Source organism: Vibrio sp. CCB-PB317, from assembly GCF_022808245.1.
GTDB classification, from domain to species: Bacteria; Pseudomonadota; Gammaproteobacteria; order Enterobacterales; family Vibrionaceae; genus Vibrio; species Vibrio diabolicus.
The window spans coordinates 363,748-380,835 of record NZ_JALGNU010000003.1; the positions used below are offsets into that span (position 1 = coordinate 363,748).

Genomic DNA, 17,088 nt, shown 5'->3' on the forward strand with positions numbered 1-17,088 from the left:
TTCTTAAAAGTTGAGTAAGTAACATGTCGAATGTCGAATTTAACCCAGTGGATCATCCACACCGCCGTTACAACCCTCTGACTGGGCAATGGATTTTGGTTTCACCTCACCGTGCAAAACGCCCTTGGAGCGGCGCAGATGAAAAGCCCGCATTGGATGAGCTACCAAGCTATGACGGTAAATGTTTCCTTTGTCCAACCAACGAACGTATCTCTGGCGATGTTAATCCAGATTACCAAGGCACCTATGTGTTCAATAACGATTTTGCTGCGCTGATGGTGGATTCACCAGATGCACCAGAGTCAAACAACCCGCTATTCAAAACGCAAGGCGTGCGTGGTTTGAGCCGAGTGATTTGCTTCTCGCCAGATCACAGCAAAACCTTACCGGAGCTGCCAGTGGATAAAATTCGTGGCGTGATTGATACATGGAATGAGCAAATTGAAGAGCTCGGCAAAGAGTACGTTTGGGTTCAGGCGTTCGAAAACAAAGGCGAAACCATGGGCTGTTCTCAGCCGCATCCACACGGTCAAATCTGGGCGAACAGCTTCTTACCAAATGAAATCGAGCGTAAAGAGCACAACCTAAAAGCCTACTACCAAGAACACTGCAGCAACTTGCTGGTGGATTACGTACAAGCGGAACTCAAAGACGGTTCACGCATTGTGGTGGAAACCGAACACTGGCTGGCGGTGGTGCCTTACTGGGCTGCTTGGCCGTTCGAAACCATGTTGTTGCCGAAAACGCACATTCGTCGCATGAGCGAACTCAGCGATGAGCAACGAGACGATTTAGCGCGAGCGATTAAGAAGCTGACCAGCCGTTACGACAATTTATTCCAATGCTCTTTCCCTTACTCGATGGGGTGGCACTACGCGCCGTTTTTTGACGAAGGCACAGACATCGACCATTGGCAGCTTCATGCACTTTTTTATCCGCCACTACTGCGCAGTGCCACGGTTCGTAAGTTCATGGTGGGCTACGAAATGCTGGCAGAAAGCCAACGTGACCTCACTGCAGAGCAAGCGGCGCAGCGTCTGCGTGATGTGAGTGATGTCCACTACAAAGAATGCTAAGTCTTTAAATTGGACTGATTACGAATAACGGGATAGCGCGACTTTACAGATAGAAAGTTAGGCTCAACGCGCTATCCCACACAAATTACTATTTTAAGAGAACGTCCCTATGTCTGAACTTATCCAAAATGTGAAAGCGTCATTTGAGCAAGTGTTGGGCTACGCACCTAGCCATATTATCCAAGCGCCTGGTCGTGTGAACTTGATTGGTGAGCACACCGATTACAACGATGGTTTTGTCCTACCGTGTGCCATTAACTACCAAACGGTCGTGGCGGCGGCAAAGCGTGAAGACAATATCGTGCGTGTGGTCTCGGTCGATTACGGCAACGCAGTGGACGAATTCGATATCACGCAAGCCATTACTTTCCAGCAAGATAAAATGTGGGCGAACTACATTCGCGGCGTGGTGAAGTGTCTTCTGGCGCGTGGCTACCAGTTTACTGGGGCGGATATTTCAGTCAGCGGCAACGTACCTCAAGGCGCGGGTTTGAGCTCATCGGCGGCATTGGAAGTGGTGATCGGTCAAACGTTTAAAGTGTTGTTTAACCTTGAAATCAGCCAAGCCGAAATTGCGTTAAACGGTCAGCAAGCTGAGAATGAATTCGTCGGTTGCAACTGCGGCATCATGGATCAAATGATTTCAGCGGAAGGGCGTGAAAATCATGCGATGCTATTAGATTGCCGTAGCCTTGAAACTGAAGCAGTCTCAATGCCAGAAGACATGGCTGTCGTGATCATCAACTCGAATAAAAAACGTGGTTTGGTCGACAGCGAATACAACACTCGTCGTCAGCAATGTGAAGAAGCTGCGCGTATTTTCGGTGTGAAAGCTTTGCGTGATGTGACGATTGAGCAGTTCAACGAGAAAGTCGCTGAGCTGGATGAAATGGTGGCCAAGCGTGCCCGTCACGTCATCACAGAAAATGATCGTACTGTGGAAGCGGCACAAGCGCTACGAGCACACGACATGAAGCGTATGGGCGAGCTGATGGCCGAGTCTCATGCCTCGATGCGCGATGATTTCGAAATCACGGTAAAAGAAATCGATACGCTGGTGGAGATAGTCAAAGAGGTGATCGGCGATCAAGGCGGCGTGCGCATGACTGGCGGTGGCTTTGGTGGTTGCATCGTGGCACTTGTACCGCCAGCACTGGTTGATGACGTGAAAGCGGAAGTTGAAGCGAAGTACCAAGCGGCTACGGGCTTAAAAGAGTCGATTTATGTTTGCCAAGCCCAAAATGGTGCGGGTTTGGTTGAAGTGCTGTAAGGAATGATGATGAAAGCCTATTTTCAACAACTAGAACAAGCGATGGCGCAAACGCCGTCGTTTGATGGCCAAACTGCGACTCTGATTCATTTGACCAACGCGAATGGTATGACGGCGTCGTTTATGGATATCGGTGCGACATGGTTGAGTTGCAAATTACCGGTAAATGGTGAAAACCGTGAAGTGTTGTTGCGCTCACCAAATATGGCTGAACACATGAAGCAAGACGCTTACTTCGGTTCCATTGTTGGCCGCTTTGCTAACCGAATTGCGAAGGGGCAGTTTGAGATAGACGGAGAGAAGTATCAACTTGGTATCAATAACGGTGAAAACTCACTGCACGGTGGCCTAGAAGGGTTTGATAAACGCCGCTGGAAGGTTGAAGAGCAAAATGATCAACAGGTCACTTTTTCACTTCGCTCACCGGACGGTGACCAAGGCTATCCGGGAAACCTCTATGTGAAGGTGACGTACACGCTCACTGACGAGAATGAACTAGCTATCGCCTATGATGCTAAGACCGACAAAACATCACCAGTGAATTTAACCAATCACGCCTACTTTAACTTGGCTGGTGAGGCGAGCCGCGCGAAAAGTTTGGATCATACTTTACAGCTCAATGCTGGGCATTACTTGCCAACGGATGCGGGGTTAATTCCTACCGGTGAACAAAAACCAGTTTCGGGCACCAGTTTCGACTTCACCGAGCCAAAATCGATTGGCCAAGAATTTCTTGCTGAGCAAGATCAGAAAACTGCTGGTGGCTACGATCACGCCTTTGTCTTCATGCCTGAAGTGACCGATGGCGTGTCTGTCGCTGCGGTTTTAATTGCACCAAAAGAAGATGTGGTGATGAAAGTGAAAACCACCAAGCCTGCCATCCAGTTTTATTCAGGTAATTTCTTAGCCGGTACGCCAGGTGCAAGTAAAACTTACGAACGCTATGACGGCCTTGCGTTGGAAACGCAGTACTTTCCAGACGGGCCAAACAAACCAGAATGGGGACTCAACAATGGGGTGTTGAGCTCTGGGGATTGCTATCAGCATCAAACTACTTATCAGTTTGAATTTTAGATAGCACTTCTACCCTTTGAACTTGCAGCGGCAGCGATGCTGCAACTCCAACGACTTTGGGTGTTATGGTGGGCTACATGCCCACCTTTTTTGTTTTTGTCGAAGAGGTTCGAACGATGAGCTCACCCTCTACTTTGCGTTTGTTAGAAAGCAACGGTTGCCCTTCAATCAGTGCCATCAACGATTCGATTGCGAGTTTACCCATGTCTGAGTAGGGCAGTTCAACCGACGTTAATGCTGGGAAGCTTTCAGAGGCGATTTGCTGATTATCGTAACCGACAACGGCAACATCCTGAGGAATCTTCAACCCCAACTCCGCTATCGCTTGGTAGCACCCCATTGCCATATAGTCGCTGCCACAGAAAATCGCTTCTGGCGGCTGCTCCATATTCAGTAGTGCCAGTGTTTGCTGGTGCGCTTTTTTTAGCGACCAGTTTGCATCGACTAAATACTCTGAGTTAGGAATGATGTCTGCATCAATGAGAGCCTGACGATAACCATCGGCACGTTGCTTACTGGCTAGCATCCAACTTTCACCAGACAGCATGGCAATGCGACGATAACCTTGCGTCGTGAGGTGTGAAACTGCTTTGTAAGCTCCAATCATATCGGCTGGCAAAATACTTGGCGTTTCGGTGTGTTCTTCGTTGGTGCAGTTCAGCAGTACAGTCGGTAAGGAAGTTGTGACGCGTTGCTGCTCCAACTCTCGCGTCATACTAGATGCGTAAACCAAGCCTGCGTAATCACCGCCGTTGATCTCCGACTCAATCTTGCTTGCCAACACTTCATCATGGCTGTAATTGAACGTCACCAATATGTAGTCGTTCGACCACGCTTCTTCTCTCGCTGCATTGATGGCATCGATAAATGGGTCATAACTGGTTAAGCCGTTGATCACCAATGCGATCTTTTTAGGGCGTCCCAAAGCATGGGTAACCTTTTTGTTTTTGTAGCCAAGTGATTCTGCGGTTTCGAGCACTTTACGTTTGGTCGCTTCCGCGATTTTTACGGAAGTTGAGCCATTCAATACCAGCGATACGGTCGACTGAGAGACGCCAGCCGCCGCCGCAATGTCACTCATGGTGATTTTTTTAGCCATTCTGCTCTTTTACGTAATTTCGTTAGCTAAAGATATTAGCTAAAGATTAAGTTCGGATCACCCTTTAAAGATAAAGATCACAAAAGTAAGTCAGAGCAACTTAAAAGCTGTGATTTTCACCACGTTTATTCTTTGAGCACCTAGTCATTAAATTATTAATTAATATATTAGCTAATATTATTAGTTAATAATTTAGTTTTAAGGTGAGTAAGATGAAAAGATGGTCGGAAGAGAAAGCGTGGCAATGGCAAAAAGAGCATGGCTGGCTACGTGGCTTTAACTATTTACCGCGCACAGCGGTTAACTGGAATGAGATGTGGCAAGCGGAATCTTTTGCACCTGAGGTGATGGAACAAGAGTTAGCTTGGGCGCATGATGTGGGTTACAACACTTTACGTACCAACTTACCATTTATAGTTTGGCAAGCGGATCGCGATGGTTTACATGCGCGAATTGAGCGCTTTCTGGATATTTGCGAACGCAATCAAATCAAAGTGATGCTCACGCCGATGGATGACTGCGGTTTCTCGGGCGACCATCCTTATCTTGGTGAACAAAAAGCGCCAGTACCGGATTTGCACAACAGCCAAGCAGCAGCAAGTCCTGGTCGCAATGTGGTGATGGACAAATCTATGTGGGGTGAGGTCGAAGCGTATATTCGCGACATCATCTCTACCTACAAAAATGACCCTCGAATCGTTATTTGGGATCTCTATAACGAGCCAACCAACCGCATGATTTTCACCATCACGGGTGAGATTGCTTACGACGAAGAAATGGAAACCTTTAGTCATGAGCTGATGGAACAAGCGTTTGAGTGGGCACGTGAAGAAAACCCAACTCAGCCTCTTACTGTCGGCGCTTGGCATGCGCCAAGCATTCTTGACCGAAGCCTGCCGATTTATGAACACCCAACCGATTGCAAAGCGATGGATCTGTCGGACATCATTACTTTCCACGCTTACTTACCACTCGATCTGTTCCATAAAGCCGTTGAAATTGTAGAAAGCTACAACCGACCAATGATGTGTACTGAGTGGCTTGCTCGTCATGCGCAATCGTACATGCACGAACAGCTTCCGGTCTTTAAACAGAAAAACATTGGCTGCTACCAGTGGGGATTAGTGAAAGGAAAAACACAAACGCATCTGCCTTGGCCAGAGATAAAACGTAGCGATGCAAACTATGCGAGTCAATGGTTCCACGATCTGCTTGATGAGCAAGGACAGCCGTATGACGCAAGCGAAGTGCAATTGATCAAAACACTCGCAGAAGTGGATTAATTGCCTGTGAGCCGACTCTGAGAAATGGGTCGGTTTCTTATTTACAATAAAATCAATTGAGACGTGAACAATGACTACTCTACAAAACAAACTCACTAATAAGGAGCTGATGTCTTACTTCGGCTATGGAGTAGGCCAGTGCTTTAGCTTTGGTCTAGTCGGCTCTTTTATTCTTTATTTCTATACCGATATTTTGGGCATTTCTCCAATTGCGGCGAGTACGATTTTTTTGATTGCTCGTGTGTGGGATGCGGTGAATGATCCGCTCATTGCCGGATACATGGACACGTTAGACTCTCGCTTTGGTAAATTCCGCCCTTACATGCTGTTTACGCCGGTTCTGATTGTTCTGGTCACGGTTGCCGCTTTCTATAACATCGATGCTGATACATCGACAAAAGTGATGTATGCCGGTATCACTTACATTCTTTGGGGTACGCTTTACACAATTTCTGATGTGCCGTTTTGGTCTATGTCTTCTGTTATGACGGATGAACCGCAAGAGCGAGCAAAAGCGGCAACTTGTGCCATGTTAGGGGTGAATGCAGGTATTGGTGCAACTTTGGTTGTGTTCCCGAAACTGAGCGCTTACTTCGCTGATGGCCGAGCAGATCAGGGTTACTTACCAGCTGTGATTGTGTTGATGATCGCGGGTTTGTTCTTCATGCTGAACGGTTTTTATAACACCAAAGAACGCATCTCGACGAAGAGCTGTGAAAAAGTCACGCTAAAACAAACCTTTCAAGCCGTTCGTAAAAACAAGCCGTTGTTTTTTATTCTGGCAGCGTTTTTCATGAATGTGTTCTTCAATCTGGTGAATGGCTTATACATTTTCTTCTTCACATACAACATGGGTGACGCAGGGTTAGTCTCTCTGATTGGTACCATCACTTTGGTAAGTGCGATTGCGTGTTTGGCTACGCCTGTGCTGACAAAGCGTTTCAAAAAACGTGACATCTTTATTGCGCTGTGTGTTTTAGAGATCATCGCTCGCATTGGGTTCTATTTTACTGGCTATGATAATCCAACGGTCGTGATGGCGTGGTTAGCGGTGATTACAGGTATCTTTATGATGACCAACCCTCTTATCTCGGCCATGATTGCAGACACAGTAGAGTACTCGTACTACCACAGTGGCAAACGTACCGCGGCGATCACGTTCTCGGGACAAACCTTTACAGGCAAACTTTCTGTTGCGGTAGCGGGCGGCTTAACGGGGGTAATCTTGACGATGATTGGCTATGTACCAAATGCGGCGCAAACGGAAACCGCGCTCAGTGGCATGTTCTTCTGTATTGCGTTGCTACCCGCATTGGGAGCTTTAGTGCGCATCTTTATTATGTCTCGCTACACATTTACCGAAGACCAACATGCGATTTTACGAGAAAAATTACAGCGTGGTGAGTTTGCGGAAGGCGTTGACGTGAAGTCTGCAAAACCGAACGAAGCCTTGAGCTAGAATCCATATCGTCTCGACAAGTGCTCAAAGAAAAAGCCCGCTCAATAACCTGAGCGGGCTTTTCGTTTTCAATTTACAGGTTATCCACCATCAACAACGCTCAACAGAATTTCTTCGTACTAAAGTTGGGCTAAAAATAATGGTTTCGTCTTCAACTTTTTCGTCACGAGATAGCGCCAAAGCCAAACGGGCGGCGCGTTCTGCCATCATCTCGATTGGGTAGCGAATAGTGGTCAGGCTAGGGTGAACAAAGCGGGCGATCAAGCCATCATCGAACCCGACCATAGAAACCTTACTTGGTACGTCAATGCCATTTTGATCTAACGCTGCCAGTGCGCCAGCGGCCATGTAGTCGTTGTAGGCCACCACTCCAGTAATCTCCAAAGATTTGGTTAACAGGTTGGTCATCGCAACTTCGCCACCATCACTGTTGGGTTCACCGTATTCGATGTAGCTTTTGGAGAGTTCAATACCATGTTCTTTCAATGCTGCTTGGTAACCTTGCAATCGCTCATCGGTATCTTCGATATCGTGGGATGAGGCAATGCAAGCGATTTTGTGATGCCCGTGACGAATTAAATATTCTGTCGCGAGGAATGCTCCTTTGCGGTTATCAAGGGAAATACAGCGTTCAGCCAGCTCTGGGATATGACGATTGATAAGCACCATACCTTTTACTTCTTGGGCGTAGCCAATTAGATCCTCATCAGATAAGCCTTTCGAGTGGATGACTATTGCATCGCAACGGCTGTTGATCAGCAATTCTAGGGCTTGACGCTCATCATCTGGATTGTGATACCCGTTGCCAATCAAGATATGTTTGCCATTTTCGCGCGCGATATTATCGACGGATTTGACCAGCGTGCCGAAGAAAGGATCGGACACATCACTCACCAACACACCCATGGTATTTGTGCTTTGACTCACCAGTGCGCGAGCTGCGGCATTGGGTCTGTAACCCAATTTGCTCATTGCTTTGGTGACCGACTCTACCGATGATTGACTGGCTTTTGGGGACTTGTTGATCACGCGAGAAACCGTTGCGACCGAAACACCGGCTTCTTTCGCGACATCCTTGATCGTTGCCATATAGAACCTTTAGTGGCTAAAAATTTTGACTGGAAGTATTAAACACCCATTGTGTAATAAGTGCAATTTGATAGGGAATTTGCTTTCGGAAATGAGATCTTTACCACTTGTATTTATTAAGCTTACTGATAGTGTAAACGTTATCTTTTTAGTAAAACTTTACTGAGGTTTTAATTATGGAAACTATTGCTTACTCTGATTTTGCCAAACTGGAAATTCGTACCGGAAAAATCATTGAAGTGGCTCGTCATCAAAATGCAGACAAGCTGTACATTGTGCAAATTGATATTGGTGAAAAAACACTGCAAACCGTAACCAGCTTAGTACCTTATTACACCGAGGAAGAGTTGATGGGCAAACAAGTGGTCGTGTTGTGTAATCTTGCCAAAGCCAAAATGCGCGGCGAAACCTCAGAATGTATGTTGTTGTGCGCAGAAACGGATGATGAATCCGAAAGTGTGTTGCTTACGCCAGAAAGAGCGATGCCGACTGGGGTGAGAATTGTTTAGAGTTTAATCAAGCAAACGTTTTATTGTTCGTGTTTATGTTTCGTGTCTCATTTTATAAATAAATCAATAGGAATATATTCAACTCTATTTATAATCTCCGCGCTTTAAAAACTGTTTAACAGTATGAAAAAAATAGGAAATTATAATGAAAAAAGTATTGCCATTATTGGCTTTAGGTGCAGTGGTTGCTTCAGCGTCAGTTCAAGCAAAAGGTAACTGGTATGTTGGCGCAGATATTCTTAACTCTGATCTTGAAGTTGAAGGTCACTCTTACAGCTCTTCAGCTACAGGTTTGGGTATTGCGGTAGGTAAAGAGCTGCAATATTCAGAAAACTTCAAATTGGCTTTAGAAGGTGAGTACATTTACTACGGTAGCTTCGAAGAAAAAGCATCGGGCGCGGGTAATTGGTTAGAAGCTACTGTTGAAGGTTATTCATTCAACCTTAATGCTAAACCTAAGTACCAATTCTCTGGCACTGGTTTTTATGTTGGTGCTGTTGTTGGTCTAGGTGTAACGGGGGTTGATTTAGAGGCAAAATCAAACCTTTCTGGTCTCACTGGTAAGACTGATGGTAGCGATGCTGGCTTTAATTATGGTGCTGAAGTGGGTTATGAATTTGCTTCAGGTCTGGTTGTTTCTGGTGGCTACCGTGCTTCTACAGTAACCATCGATGTTGAAGGTGGTGGCGATCTTGAATTTGATTTTGACAGCCTGTACGTTGGCGTTGATTACAAGTTTTAAGCTCGCATAAGCAAAACATAGATACTAAAAAGGAGCCGTTAGGCTCCTTTTTTGATTAGATTATCAATCAACTCGTAATGATGCTCTTGCACGCCTGCAAGGTTGCCATATTTAGGTTGGTGGCGGTCATTTTCTTTTGCGTGTTGCCAGCCAATGGTGTGACGCACAAAATGCTCTGCAAACGCATGAGATACTTCTAAGCAACCTGCTAGCACGGTATCGACATAGCTTTGCATGATTGGGCTTTTTACGCACGGTGGTAATGGCTCGTCTTTTACGTAAACCCAGATGCTATGTTCTTGGTTAAAGTTCGCGTCCGATTCGATTTGATCTGGCTGAATTTGAATACGATGATAACCACGCTCACGGCGATCGAATTCTGCGAGAGCTTCTTCATTCACTTCGAGTAAAACGCCGTTGACCTGCCCATCGCCTTGGTTCACAACCAGAGGAGACAGAGTATAGCTGTCATCAATCTTTCCCCAGTAGCGCACCAGTCCATGAGCAATGACGGGAATGGCTTCTCCCGTTTGTCCGGTTAACTTACGTGACGCAGAATTAATCAAACTGCCATAGCCAAATATGTACATTGTCGTTGCATCCCTTAACTGATGGTTGTGTCTCTCACCGTTTATACCTAACCCTCCTCTGAAGCACAACTTTACCTCTTAAGTATAATCTTAACTCTTAACATGTATTTTTTATGCATGTTTATGGTAGCATCAATATTGTAGTTGAGTTAACCAGCATCGAGAGACGCTTGAGGGCAAGATAATGCTGAATATCACCGATAAAAAAGTGGAAGAAAAAATCCCTGCATGGCTGCGACTAGGCTTTCGGCCGTTTTTTCTGTTTGGGTCGATTTACGCCATTGTTGTGATCGCGTTGTGGGTGTGGATATTCCAGAGCGGACAGCCAAACGCATTAGCTGTACCGGCATTATGGTGGCACGTACATGAAATGTTGTTCGGCTTTTCGATGGCGATTGTGGTTGGTTTTGTACTGACCGCGGTACAAAACTGGACTGGCATTAATGGCACCAAGCATTACACGCTTTTGGTCTTATTTGGCTTATGGCTCGCGCCCCGAATATTGCTTTGGACGTCAGCGCCGTTATGGTTAACCAGCAGCATTGAAGCGGTATTTTTGTTGTTTGTTGCCTATGAGGTAGGCATTCGTGTTTATCGAGCCAAAGGTTGGCGTAATCTGTTTTTTGTACCGCTGTTTCTTTTGGCCATTTTTGCGAACTTTGCAAGCTACGCAACAATAAAAGGCATGCCGCCGTTTAGCTCTTCTGCTGTATGGCAGGCGATGTTGTGGTGGTTTACGCTGTTATTGTCGGTCATGGGCGGACGTGTGATTCCATTCTTTACTGCGCGTCGATTTAATTTCGAAAAAGCGCAACCACTGGCTTGGTTAGAATGGTTCGCGAACTTGCCGTTGGTAATGCTATTTGTGCTGAGCTTTTTCCCTGTGACGTTTGCAGAATTAGGCAATCCGTTGATGCTGTTTGCAGGAGTTGCTCAGCTGGTGCGTTTTGTTCGCTGGAAACCTTGGTTAACCCTGAGCGAGCCTTTAGTGTGGTCGCTGCATGCTGCGTATTTGTGTTTGCCACTAAGCTTAATTTTGCGAGGCACTTGGGGAGATGCATTTGCCAGCCATAACCTCATTCACCTGTTTGCGATAGGTGCATTAGGCGGCTTGATTTTAGCGATGATCGCACGGGTGACGATGGGACATACTGGTCGCATGATCTACAAAGGTCCGAACATGAGCCTTGCGTTTGCGGCGATTACCGCGGCAGCTTTGGTTCGCAGTTTTGCCGTGATATTTGATCCTGCCAATATGATGCTGTGGATTAATATCAGTGGCGGATTGTGGATTGTCGCATTTGGCCTGTTTGTGTGGCGCTTTGGCGTGATGCTTATTACCCCTCGCGTTGATGGTCATCCCGGATAGGGCTCTAATGTGAGTAGAGAAAGAGGAGCCGCGCGCTCCTCTTTTGATTTTTGTTCTTTATAGGATTAGCGCTTATTCGTCTTCGTCGTCCATTTTATTCGTGAACCCCAAACGTTTGAATAGCCACCACTCTAGAGCAAAGATGACAATTAAAACGATACAGAACCAGGTGAACGCCATGGCAGATTCCACGCCTGGCATACCGCCAATGTTGATGCCAAGCAAACCTGTTAGGAAGCTGGTTGGCAAGAAAATAGTCGCCACCAAGGTAAATAGATAACTGTTTTTATTAGTTTTCTCGTCACGATGATGTTTGATTTCTTCTTGAAAGAGAGCGACTTCTCCAAGATAAAACTCAAGTGTTTCATTTATGCGCGTAATATTATTGTGGGCGAAGCGATATTGATGGGGCCTTAAAGCCACCAACTCGGACTCTGATTCAACGAGATCTCGAATAGCATATTGCTGAGGGCGAATAAAACGTTTGATGGAGATAAGCGCTTTTTGAGTCGCCATATGCTTGTACGTCGATTCATCATTCACATCAAACTGGTTTAACGTCTCTTCAATCGTATCGAGGTAAACGTCTATTTTGCTATTTAATCCTTCAATAATCTGATGAAGTAAACCAGCAAGGCTTTTCGGGCCTTTATGTTCCGCCAATGCTTGACGAATTTCCATGATGGCACGCGATGGGATCTTACGTGTTGAAATCAGTGCCCCTTGAAAATAGAGAATTCGAATACTGAGCATGTCTTCTGGTGAAGCATCGCCATTCATATTGACGCCTCGTAAAATCAACATGAAGTTCTCGTCATCCAAAGGGTGGAAAGACGGTCGGCTTTCGTCGGCTAACAGGTGATCAACAGTGGCACGTGGTACTTGGTTTTGCTCTAGCCAGCCACGAATATCGGGATGCAGCCGTTCACAATGGTACCAATGTTTGGCTTGAATCTGCTCCGCCGTTGTGGATTGCTGAGTTGCTTCTGGGGTTGAAAAATCCCAATGTTCAATCATAAAACCCATTTTCTTTTCCTTGTCTGAGCCTTTCCCCAAATAACTCGGAAAGAGCCTGTTCTTCCACTGCATTATTTTCCGGGAAGTGCATCAGTGATAACGTTCTGAACCTAGCGCCATAAAGTTATTCAGGGGTAATTATTTAAATGAGTATGATTGCATTTAACGCTAAATGTCTATGAATAGTTGCTCTTATTTGTAATCAAGTGAAGCAAGCCAAAGTGTGGTGTAAAAACAGCAAAATAAAAAAGCCTGCAGCGAGGCAGGCTTTCTAGTGGGGAGGGGAGGAGCAGTTAGCCAACTTGAGAAAGATTAACCACTTTTTGCTGTAGCTTTTCTTTTAAATAGTCCGATAAAGCCAGCTTTTCTTCGTCGTTCATGTACAGACCAAGCTTGGTACGACGCCACAAAATGTCTTCATCGGTCATTGCCATTTCATGGTTCATTAAGTAGTCGATCTCACGTTGGTAAACACCGCCGGCTTGTGATGAGAACGCGTGTCCAAGGTCAGCTTCGCTTGCTGTGCCCTCCATTAAGTTCCACGTTTGGGTACCAAACTGTGTGACGTAACGAAGAATCAATGCTTCTGGCGCCCAAGCGTATTTAGCATGAATTTGTTTAGCTAATTGTTCACGACTACAGCTGAAGTTACCACCAGGTAGGGTCTGATTTGCCGTCCAGTCGCTTCCCATCTCTGGTAGGAAAGGAGCCAGCTTTTTCATTGCCGCTTCACCTAGCTTACGGTAGGTCGTCAGCTTACCACCAAAGACAGAAAGCAGAGGTGCATGGTCGTATTCCGCATCGAGTTCTAGCGTGTAGTCTCGTGTGATCGCTTGCGGAGAGTCAGATTCATCGTCACATAAAGGGCGAACACCGCTATATGTCCAAACCACATCTTCGCGAGTCAGCTGGTGGACAAAGTGTTGGTTTACGATATCGATGAGGTAATCGACTTCGTCATCTGAGATCGCCACTTCGCGTGGGTCACCTTTGTATTCCACATCTGTTGTACCAATGATTGAGAACTTGTCTAAGTAAGGAATCATAAATACGATGCGGTTGTCTTTGTTTTGAAGAATGTAGGCTTGCGGTTCGTTGTGGATACGAGGAACAACGATGTGCGAGCCTTTGATTAAGCGAATGTTACGAGGAGAGGCTTGCTCTAATCCATCATCAAAGAACTGTTTTACCCAAGGGCCAGCTGCGTTTACTAGTGCTTTTGCTTTGCGTTCGAAACGTTGGTCTGTCATCACGTCATGAATTGTGACATGCCAGATACCACCTTCACGGTGTGCTTTTTCTACGCGGCAGTAGTTACGTACTTCTGCATGGTTTTCACGAGCAGCCAGAACGTTAAGTAATACTAAACGCGCGTCATCAACCCAACAGTCAGAGTATTCGAAACCGGTTTTCATTTCTGGTTTTAGCAAGCCCGATTTCGCTAAGTTGACTGTTTTGCTGCCTGGCAGAGTCGTACGTTTACCCAAGTTATCGTAAAGGAACAGACCACAGCGAATCATCCAAGCTGGACGTAGGAATGGGCGATGAGGCAAACGGAAACGCATTGGTAGGGCAACGTGAGGCGCTTTGCGAAGAATAACTTCACGCTCTGCGAGCGCTTCCGAAACCAAACGAAACTCGTAGTGTTCAAGGTAGCGTAAACCGCCGTGGATCAGTTTAGAACTTGCCGAAGAAGTAGCGGACGCAAAGTCACTTGCTTCGTATAAGCCAACACTCAAACCGCGGCCAGCTGCGTCTGCCGCAATACCAGCCCCGTTAATGCCGCCACCAATTACGATCAAGTCTAAGGTAGTGGATGAGCTAGTAGTGGAAGCATTTTTTTGTATACTCATAAATTTGACCTCTTGGTGAGCGAACGAGCATTTTAGAACATGATCTAATCCTAGCTTAGGTTTCGTTTGTGATCATCTATTATTTTCGTTTGTGAGCGTTTTGTGTGATTTAGGCACAAAAAAACCTCTGCCTAATTAAGACAGAGGTCATTTGAGAGGCAAATTAATGATTGAAACTACTCGTTTTCGAAGTTTGTCTCGTTCGCTTCAACGACTTCAAGTGGAATTGAAGCTTCTTTTAAAATCGACAGGATTTCTTCTGGTGGCTGCTTGTTGGTAAAGATCATGTTGAGCTGAGCGATATTGCCTAGCTTCACCATAGCATTGCGCCCGAACTTGGTGTGGTCGACGGCAAGAAATACACTGCGGCTGTTGTCGATGATCGCTTGTTTGACCCTGACTTCGTGATAATCAAAATCCAGCAGTGAACCATCGAAGTCGATACCACTGATGCCAAGAATGCCAAAGTCGAGACGGAACTGTTTAACGAAGTCGAGAGTAGCCTCGCCAACAATGCCGCCATCGCGACTTCGAACTTCACCGCCTGCTAAGATGACTTTGATCTCTGGGTTGGGGAAGAGAATGGTTGCCACGTTGATATTGTTGGTAACCACGCGTAGCTGTTTATGGTTTTTATTGAGCGCTCGCGCAACCGCTTCTGGTGTGGTGCCGATATCAATAAATAGAGTCGCGCCATCAGGAATGTGCTTGACCACCTCGTCTGCAATGACATCTTTTTCATTGAAGTTGAGCGCTTTACGCGTGTTGTAAGATGTGTTTTCAGAACTGAGAGGGATGGTTGCACCACCGTGATAACGACGAATTTTGTTGTCGTCGGCGAGTTCATTAAGATCGCGTCGGATGGTTTGTGGGCTGACATTGAATCTTTCTACCAACTCATCCGTGCTGACATAGCCTTGTTTTTTCACCAACTCAACAATCTGTTGGTGTCGAGGTATTTGCTTCACTTACCACTCCCTTGTGCATTGGTAACGGCCAATGCTTCAAATTCGAAGCTCTATTGTGCTCGAATTTGCGCGTTGTGAGAAGTAAGCGAGTTCAGGAATCAGGGGCAAAGCGCAAAAAAGAGCGCACAAATGGCGCTCTTTTTTCGTGTGGAGGTGAGATTAATCTTCTTCGTCGTGAAGCTCAGACCAGGTTTGCGCACATTTCACTGCGCGTTTCCAACCCTTGTAACGACGATTGCGCTTTTCTTCATCATCGTGCGGCTCAAACGTGCGATCAAGCACCGCTTTATTCTGCAACTCGTCAATGCTGTCCCAGTAACCCACGGCAAGGCCTGCAAGGTAGGCTGCACCAAGAGCCGTCACTTCTGTTACTTGAGGGCGGTGTACTTCTGTATTCAATACATCTGATTGGAACTGCATTAGGAAGTTGTTCGCTACCGCACCGCCATCGACGCGAAGATTCGCAAGTTTAATACCTGAGTCGGCTTGCATCGCATCCAGTACGTCACGAGTTTGGTAAGCGATGCCTTCCAAAGTCGCACGGATAATGTGGTTTGAGTTCACACCGCGAGTAAGGCCGACAATCGTGCCACGTGCGTAGGCATCCCAGTATGGTGCGCCTAAACCAGTAAAGGCAGGCACGACATAAACGCCGTTTGAGGTATCCACTTTGGTTGCGAAGTATTCAGAGTCTTCTGCACCGTTTAGGATTTTTAATTCATCACGTAGCCATTGGATAGAAGCACCACCCATGAATACGGCACCTTCAAGCGCATAAGCAGGCTCACCTTTCGGACCACAAGCCAAAGTTGTCAGTAGGCCGTGCGTCGAAGTGACTTTTTCTTGGCCCGTATTCATTAGCAAGAAACAACCCGTGCCGTAAGTGTTTTTCGCCTGACCCGCTTCAACACACATTTGGCCGTAAAGCGCAGCTTGTTGGTCACCAGCAATACCAGAAATAGGAATACGAGTACCGCCTTTACCACCAATGTTGGTCTTACCGTAAACTTCCGATGAACGTTTTACTTCTGGCATCATAGATGCTGGGATACCAAGCTCATCTAACATTTTCTGATCCCAACATAGATCGTTGATGTTAAATAGCATGGTACGCGATGCGTTAGTGTAGTCGGTCACGTGAACGCGGCCTTGAGTCATCTTCCAAACTAACCAAGTATCGACGGTACCGAACAACAATTTGCCTGCTTCTGCGTCTTCGCGCGCGCCTTCAACATTGTCCAGAATCCATTTCACTTTGGTTCCTGAGAAGTAAGGGTCAAGCACCAAACCTGTGTTGTCACGTACGTAGTTTTCTAGACCACGCGCTTTTAAATCTTCACAGATGTCAGCAGTACGGCGACATTGCCATACGATCGCATTGTAAACGGGTTTGCCTGTTTCTTTATTCCAGACGATGGTAGTTTCACGCTGGTTAGTAATACCGATAGCCGCCAATTGGTCGCTACGGATGCCAGACTTAGCTAGAGCTTCTACCAACGTAGAGCTTTGTGTTGCCCAGATTTCCATTGGGTCATGTTCTACCCAACCTGCCTCTGGATAAATCTGAGTAAATTCGCGCTGTGCGACGCTTACGATGTTCGCGTCATGATCAAGAATTACTGCGCGAGAGCTTGTCGTACCTTGGTCTAGGGCAACAATGTATTTTTGCTCAGTCATGGTAAGAATCCTT

15 protein-coding genes are annotated in these 17,088 nt (G+C 46.3%); 8 read left to right on the forward strand and 7 right to left on the reverse strand.

Annotated features, from left to right (window positions below; all coding sequences use genetic code 11):
- Positions 1–23 precede the first annotated feature (23 nt).
- The 3 genes from MTR11_RS18865 to galM all read left to right on the forward strand — a co-directional run bounded on the left by MTR11_RS18865 (position 24) and on the right by galM (position 3,420).
- Complete coding sequence (locus MTR11_RS18865) at positions 24–1,076, forward strand: UDP-glucose--hexose-1-phosphate uridylyltransferase (RefSeq protein ID WP_243328196.1); 1,053 nt, start codon at positions 24–26, stop codon at positions 1,074–1,076.
- A 109-nt stretch (positions 1,077–1,185) separates the two neighbouring features.
- Entirely contained in the window at positions 1,186–2,346 is a 1,161-nt protein-coding gene (gene galK, locus MTR11_RS18870; protein ID WP_005456582.1) for a galactokinase, read from the forward strand.
- Between the two features lie 9 nt (positions 2,347–2,355).
- On the forward strand, positions 2,356–3,420 hold the full coding sequence (gene galM, locus MTR11_RS18875; protein WP_180818754.1) for a galactose-1-epimerase: 1,065 nt from the start codon (positions 2,356–2,358) through the stop codon (positions 3,418–3,420).
- 73 nt (positions 3,421–3,493) lie between these two features.
- On the opposite strand, the gene MTR11_RS18880 is transcribed toward galM, so the two are convergent.
- Positions 3,494–4,519 (reverse strand): LacI family DNA-binding transcriptional regulator, encoded by a 1,026-nt coding sequence (locus MTR11_RS18880; protein WP_243328197.1) that lies wholly within the window; start codon positions 4,517–4,519, stop codon positions 3,494–3,496.
- A 212-nt stretch (positions 4,520–4,731) separates the two neighbouring features.
- Between MTR11_RS18880 and MTR11_RS18885 the strand changes: the two genes are divergently transcribed.
- Together MTR11_RS18885 and MTR11_RS18890 are read left to right on the forward strand one after the other, a co-directional pair.
- Positions 4,732–5,802 carry a cellulase family glycosylhydrolase gene (locus MTR11_RS18885; RefSeq protein WP_243328198.1) on the forward strand — a complete coding sequence of 357 codons (1,071 nt, stop codon included), beginning with the start codon at positions 4,732–4,734 and terminating at the stop codon, positions 5,800–5,802.
- Positions 5,803–5,872: 70 nt separating this feature from the next.
- A complete protein-coding gene (locus tag MTR11_RS18890) occupies positions 5,873–7,261 on the forward strand; it encodes an MFS transporter (protein WP_109169546.1) in 1,389 nt (462 codons plus the stop codon).
- A gap of 90 nt (positions 7,262–7,351) precedes the next feature.
- Here the strand turns inward: MTR11_RS18890 and MTR11_RS18895 are convergent, their stop codons facing one another.
- The gene (locus MTR11_RS18895; protein ID WP_243328199.1) at positions 7,352–8,350 is read right to left on the reverse strand and encodes a substrate-binding domain-containing protein; all 999 of its coding nucleotides are present in this window, start codon (positions 8,348–8,350) and stop codon (positions 7,352–7,354) included.
- Positions 8,351–8,526: 176 nt separating this feature from the next.
- Between MTR11_RS18895 and MTR11_RS18900 the strand changes: the two genes are divergently transcribed.
- Together MTR11_RS18900 and MTR11_RS18905 are read left to right on the forward strand one after the other, a co-directional pair.
- On the forward strand, positions 8,527–8,859 hold the full coding sequence (locus tag MTR11_RS18900; RefSeq protein WP_005494151.1) for a tRNA-binding protein: 333 nt from the start codon (positions 8,527–8,529) through the stop codon (positions 8,857–8,859).
- 145 nt (positions 8,860–9,004) lie between these two features.
- Positions 9,005–9,601: an outer membrane beta-barrel protein gene (locus MTR11_RS18905; protein WP_048625919.1), complete on the forward strand. Its 597-nt coding sequence runs from the start codon at positions 9,005–9,007 to the stop codon at positions 9,599–9,601.
- 38 nt (positions 9,602–9,639) lie between these two features.
- On the opposite strand, the gene MTR11_RS18910 is transcribed toward MTR11_RS18905, so the two are convergent.
- Positions 9,640–10,191 (reverse strand): gamma-glutamylcyclotransferase family protein, encoded by a 552-nt coding sequence (locus MTR11_RS18910; protein WP_114323574.1) that lies wholly within the window; start codon positions 10,189–10,191, stop codon positions 9,640–9,642.
- 184 nt (positions 10,192–10,375) lie between these two features.
- On the opposite strand from MTR11_RS18910, the gene MTR11_RS18915 reads away from it, so the two are divergent.
- Entirely contained in the window at positions 10,376–11,560 is a 1,185-nt protein-coding gene (locus MTR11_RS18915) for an NnrS family protein (RefSeq protein ID WP_243328200.1), read from the forward strand.
- 72 nt (positions 11,561–11,632) lie between these two features.
- Here the strand turns inward: MTR11_RS18915 and MTR11_RS18920 are convergent, their stop codons facing one another.
- The 4 genes from MTR11_RS18920 to glpK form a co-directional block, all read right to left on the reverse strand.
- Positions 11,633–12,586, reverse strand: a complete 954-nt coding sequence (locus MTR11_RS18920; protein ID WP_243328201.1) for a CorA family divalent cation transporter — start codon at positions 12,584–12,586, stop codon at positions 11,633–11,635.
- 284 nt (positions 12,587–12,870) lie between these two features.
- Complete coding sequence (gene glpD, locus MTR11_RS18925; RefSeq protein WP_006742413.1) at positions 12,871–14,430, reverse strand: glycerol-3-phosphate dehydrogenase; 1,560 nt, start codon at positions 14,428–14,430, stop codon at positions 12,871–12,873.
- 176 nt (positions 14,431–14,606) lie between these two features.
- The gene (locus MTR11_RS18930) at positions 14,607–15,398 is read right to left on the reverse strand and encodes a DeoR/GlpR family transcriptional regulator (protein ID WP_006742414.1); all 792 of its coding nucleotides are present in this window, start codon (positions 15,396–15,398) and stop codon (positions 14,607–14,609) included.
- Positions 15,399–15,557: 159 nt separating this feature from the next.
- Complete coding sequence (gene glpK / locus MTR11_RS18935) at positions 15,558–17,075, reverse strand: glycerol kinase GlpK (protein WP_006742415.1); 1,518 nt, start codon at positions 17,073–17,075, stop codon at positions 15,558–15,560.
- Between the last annotated feature and the right edge of the window lie 13 nt (positions 17,076–17,088).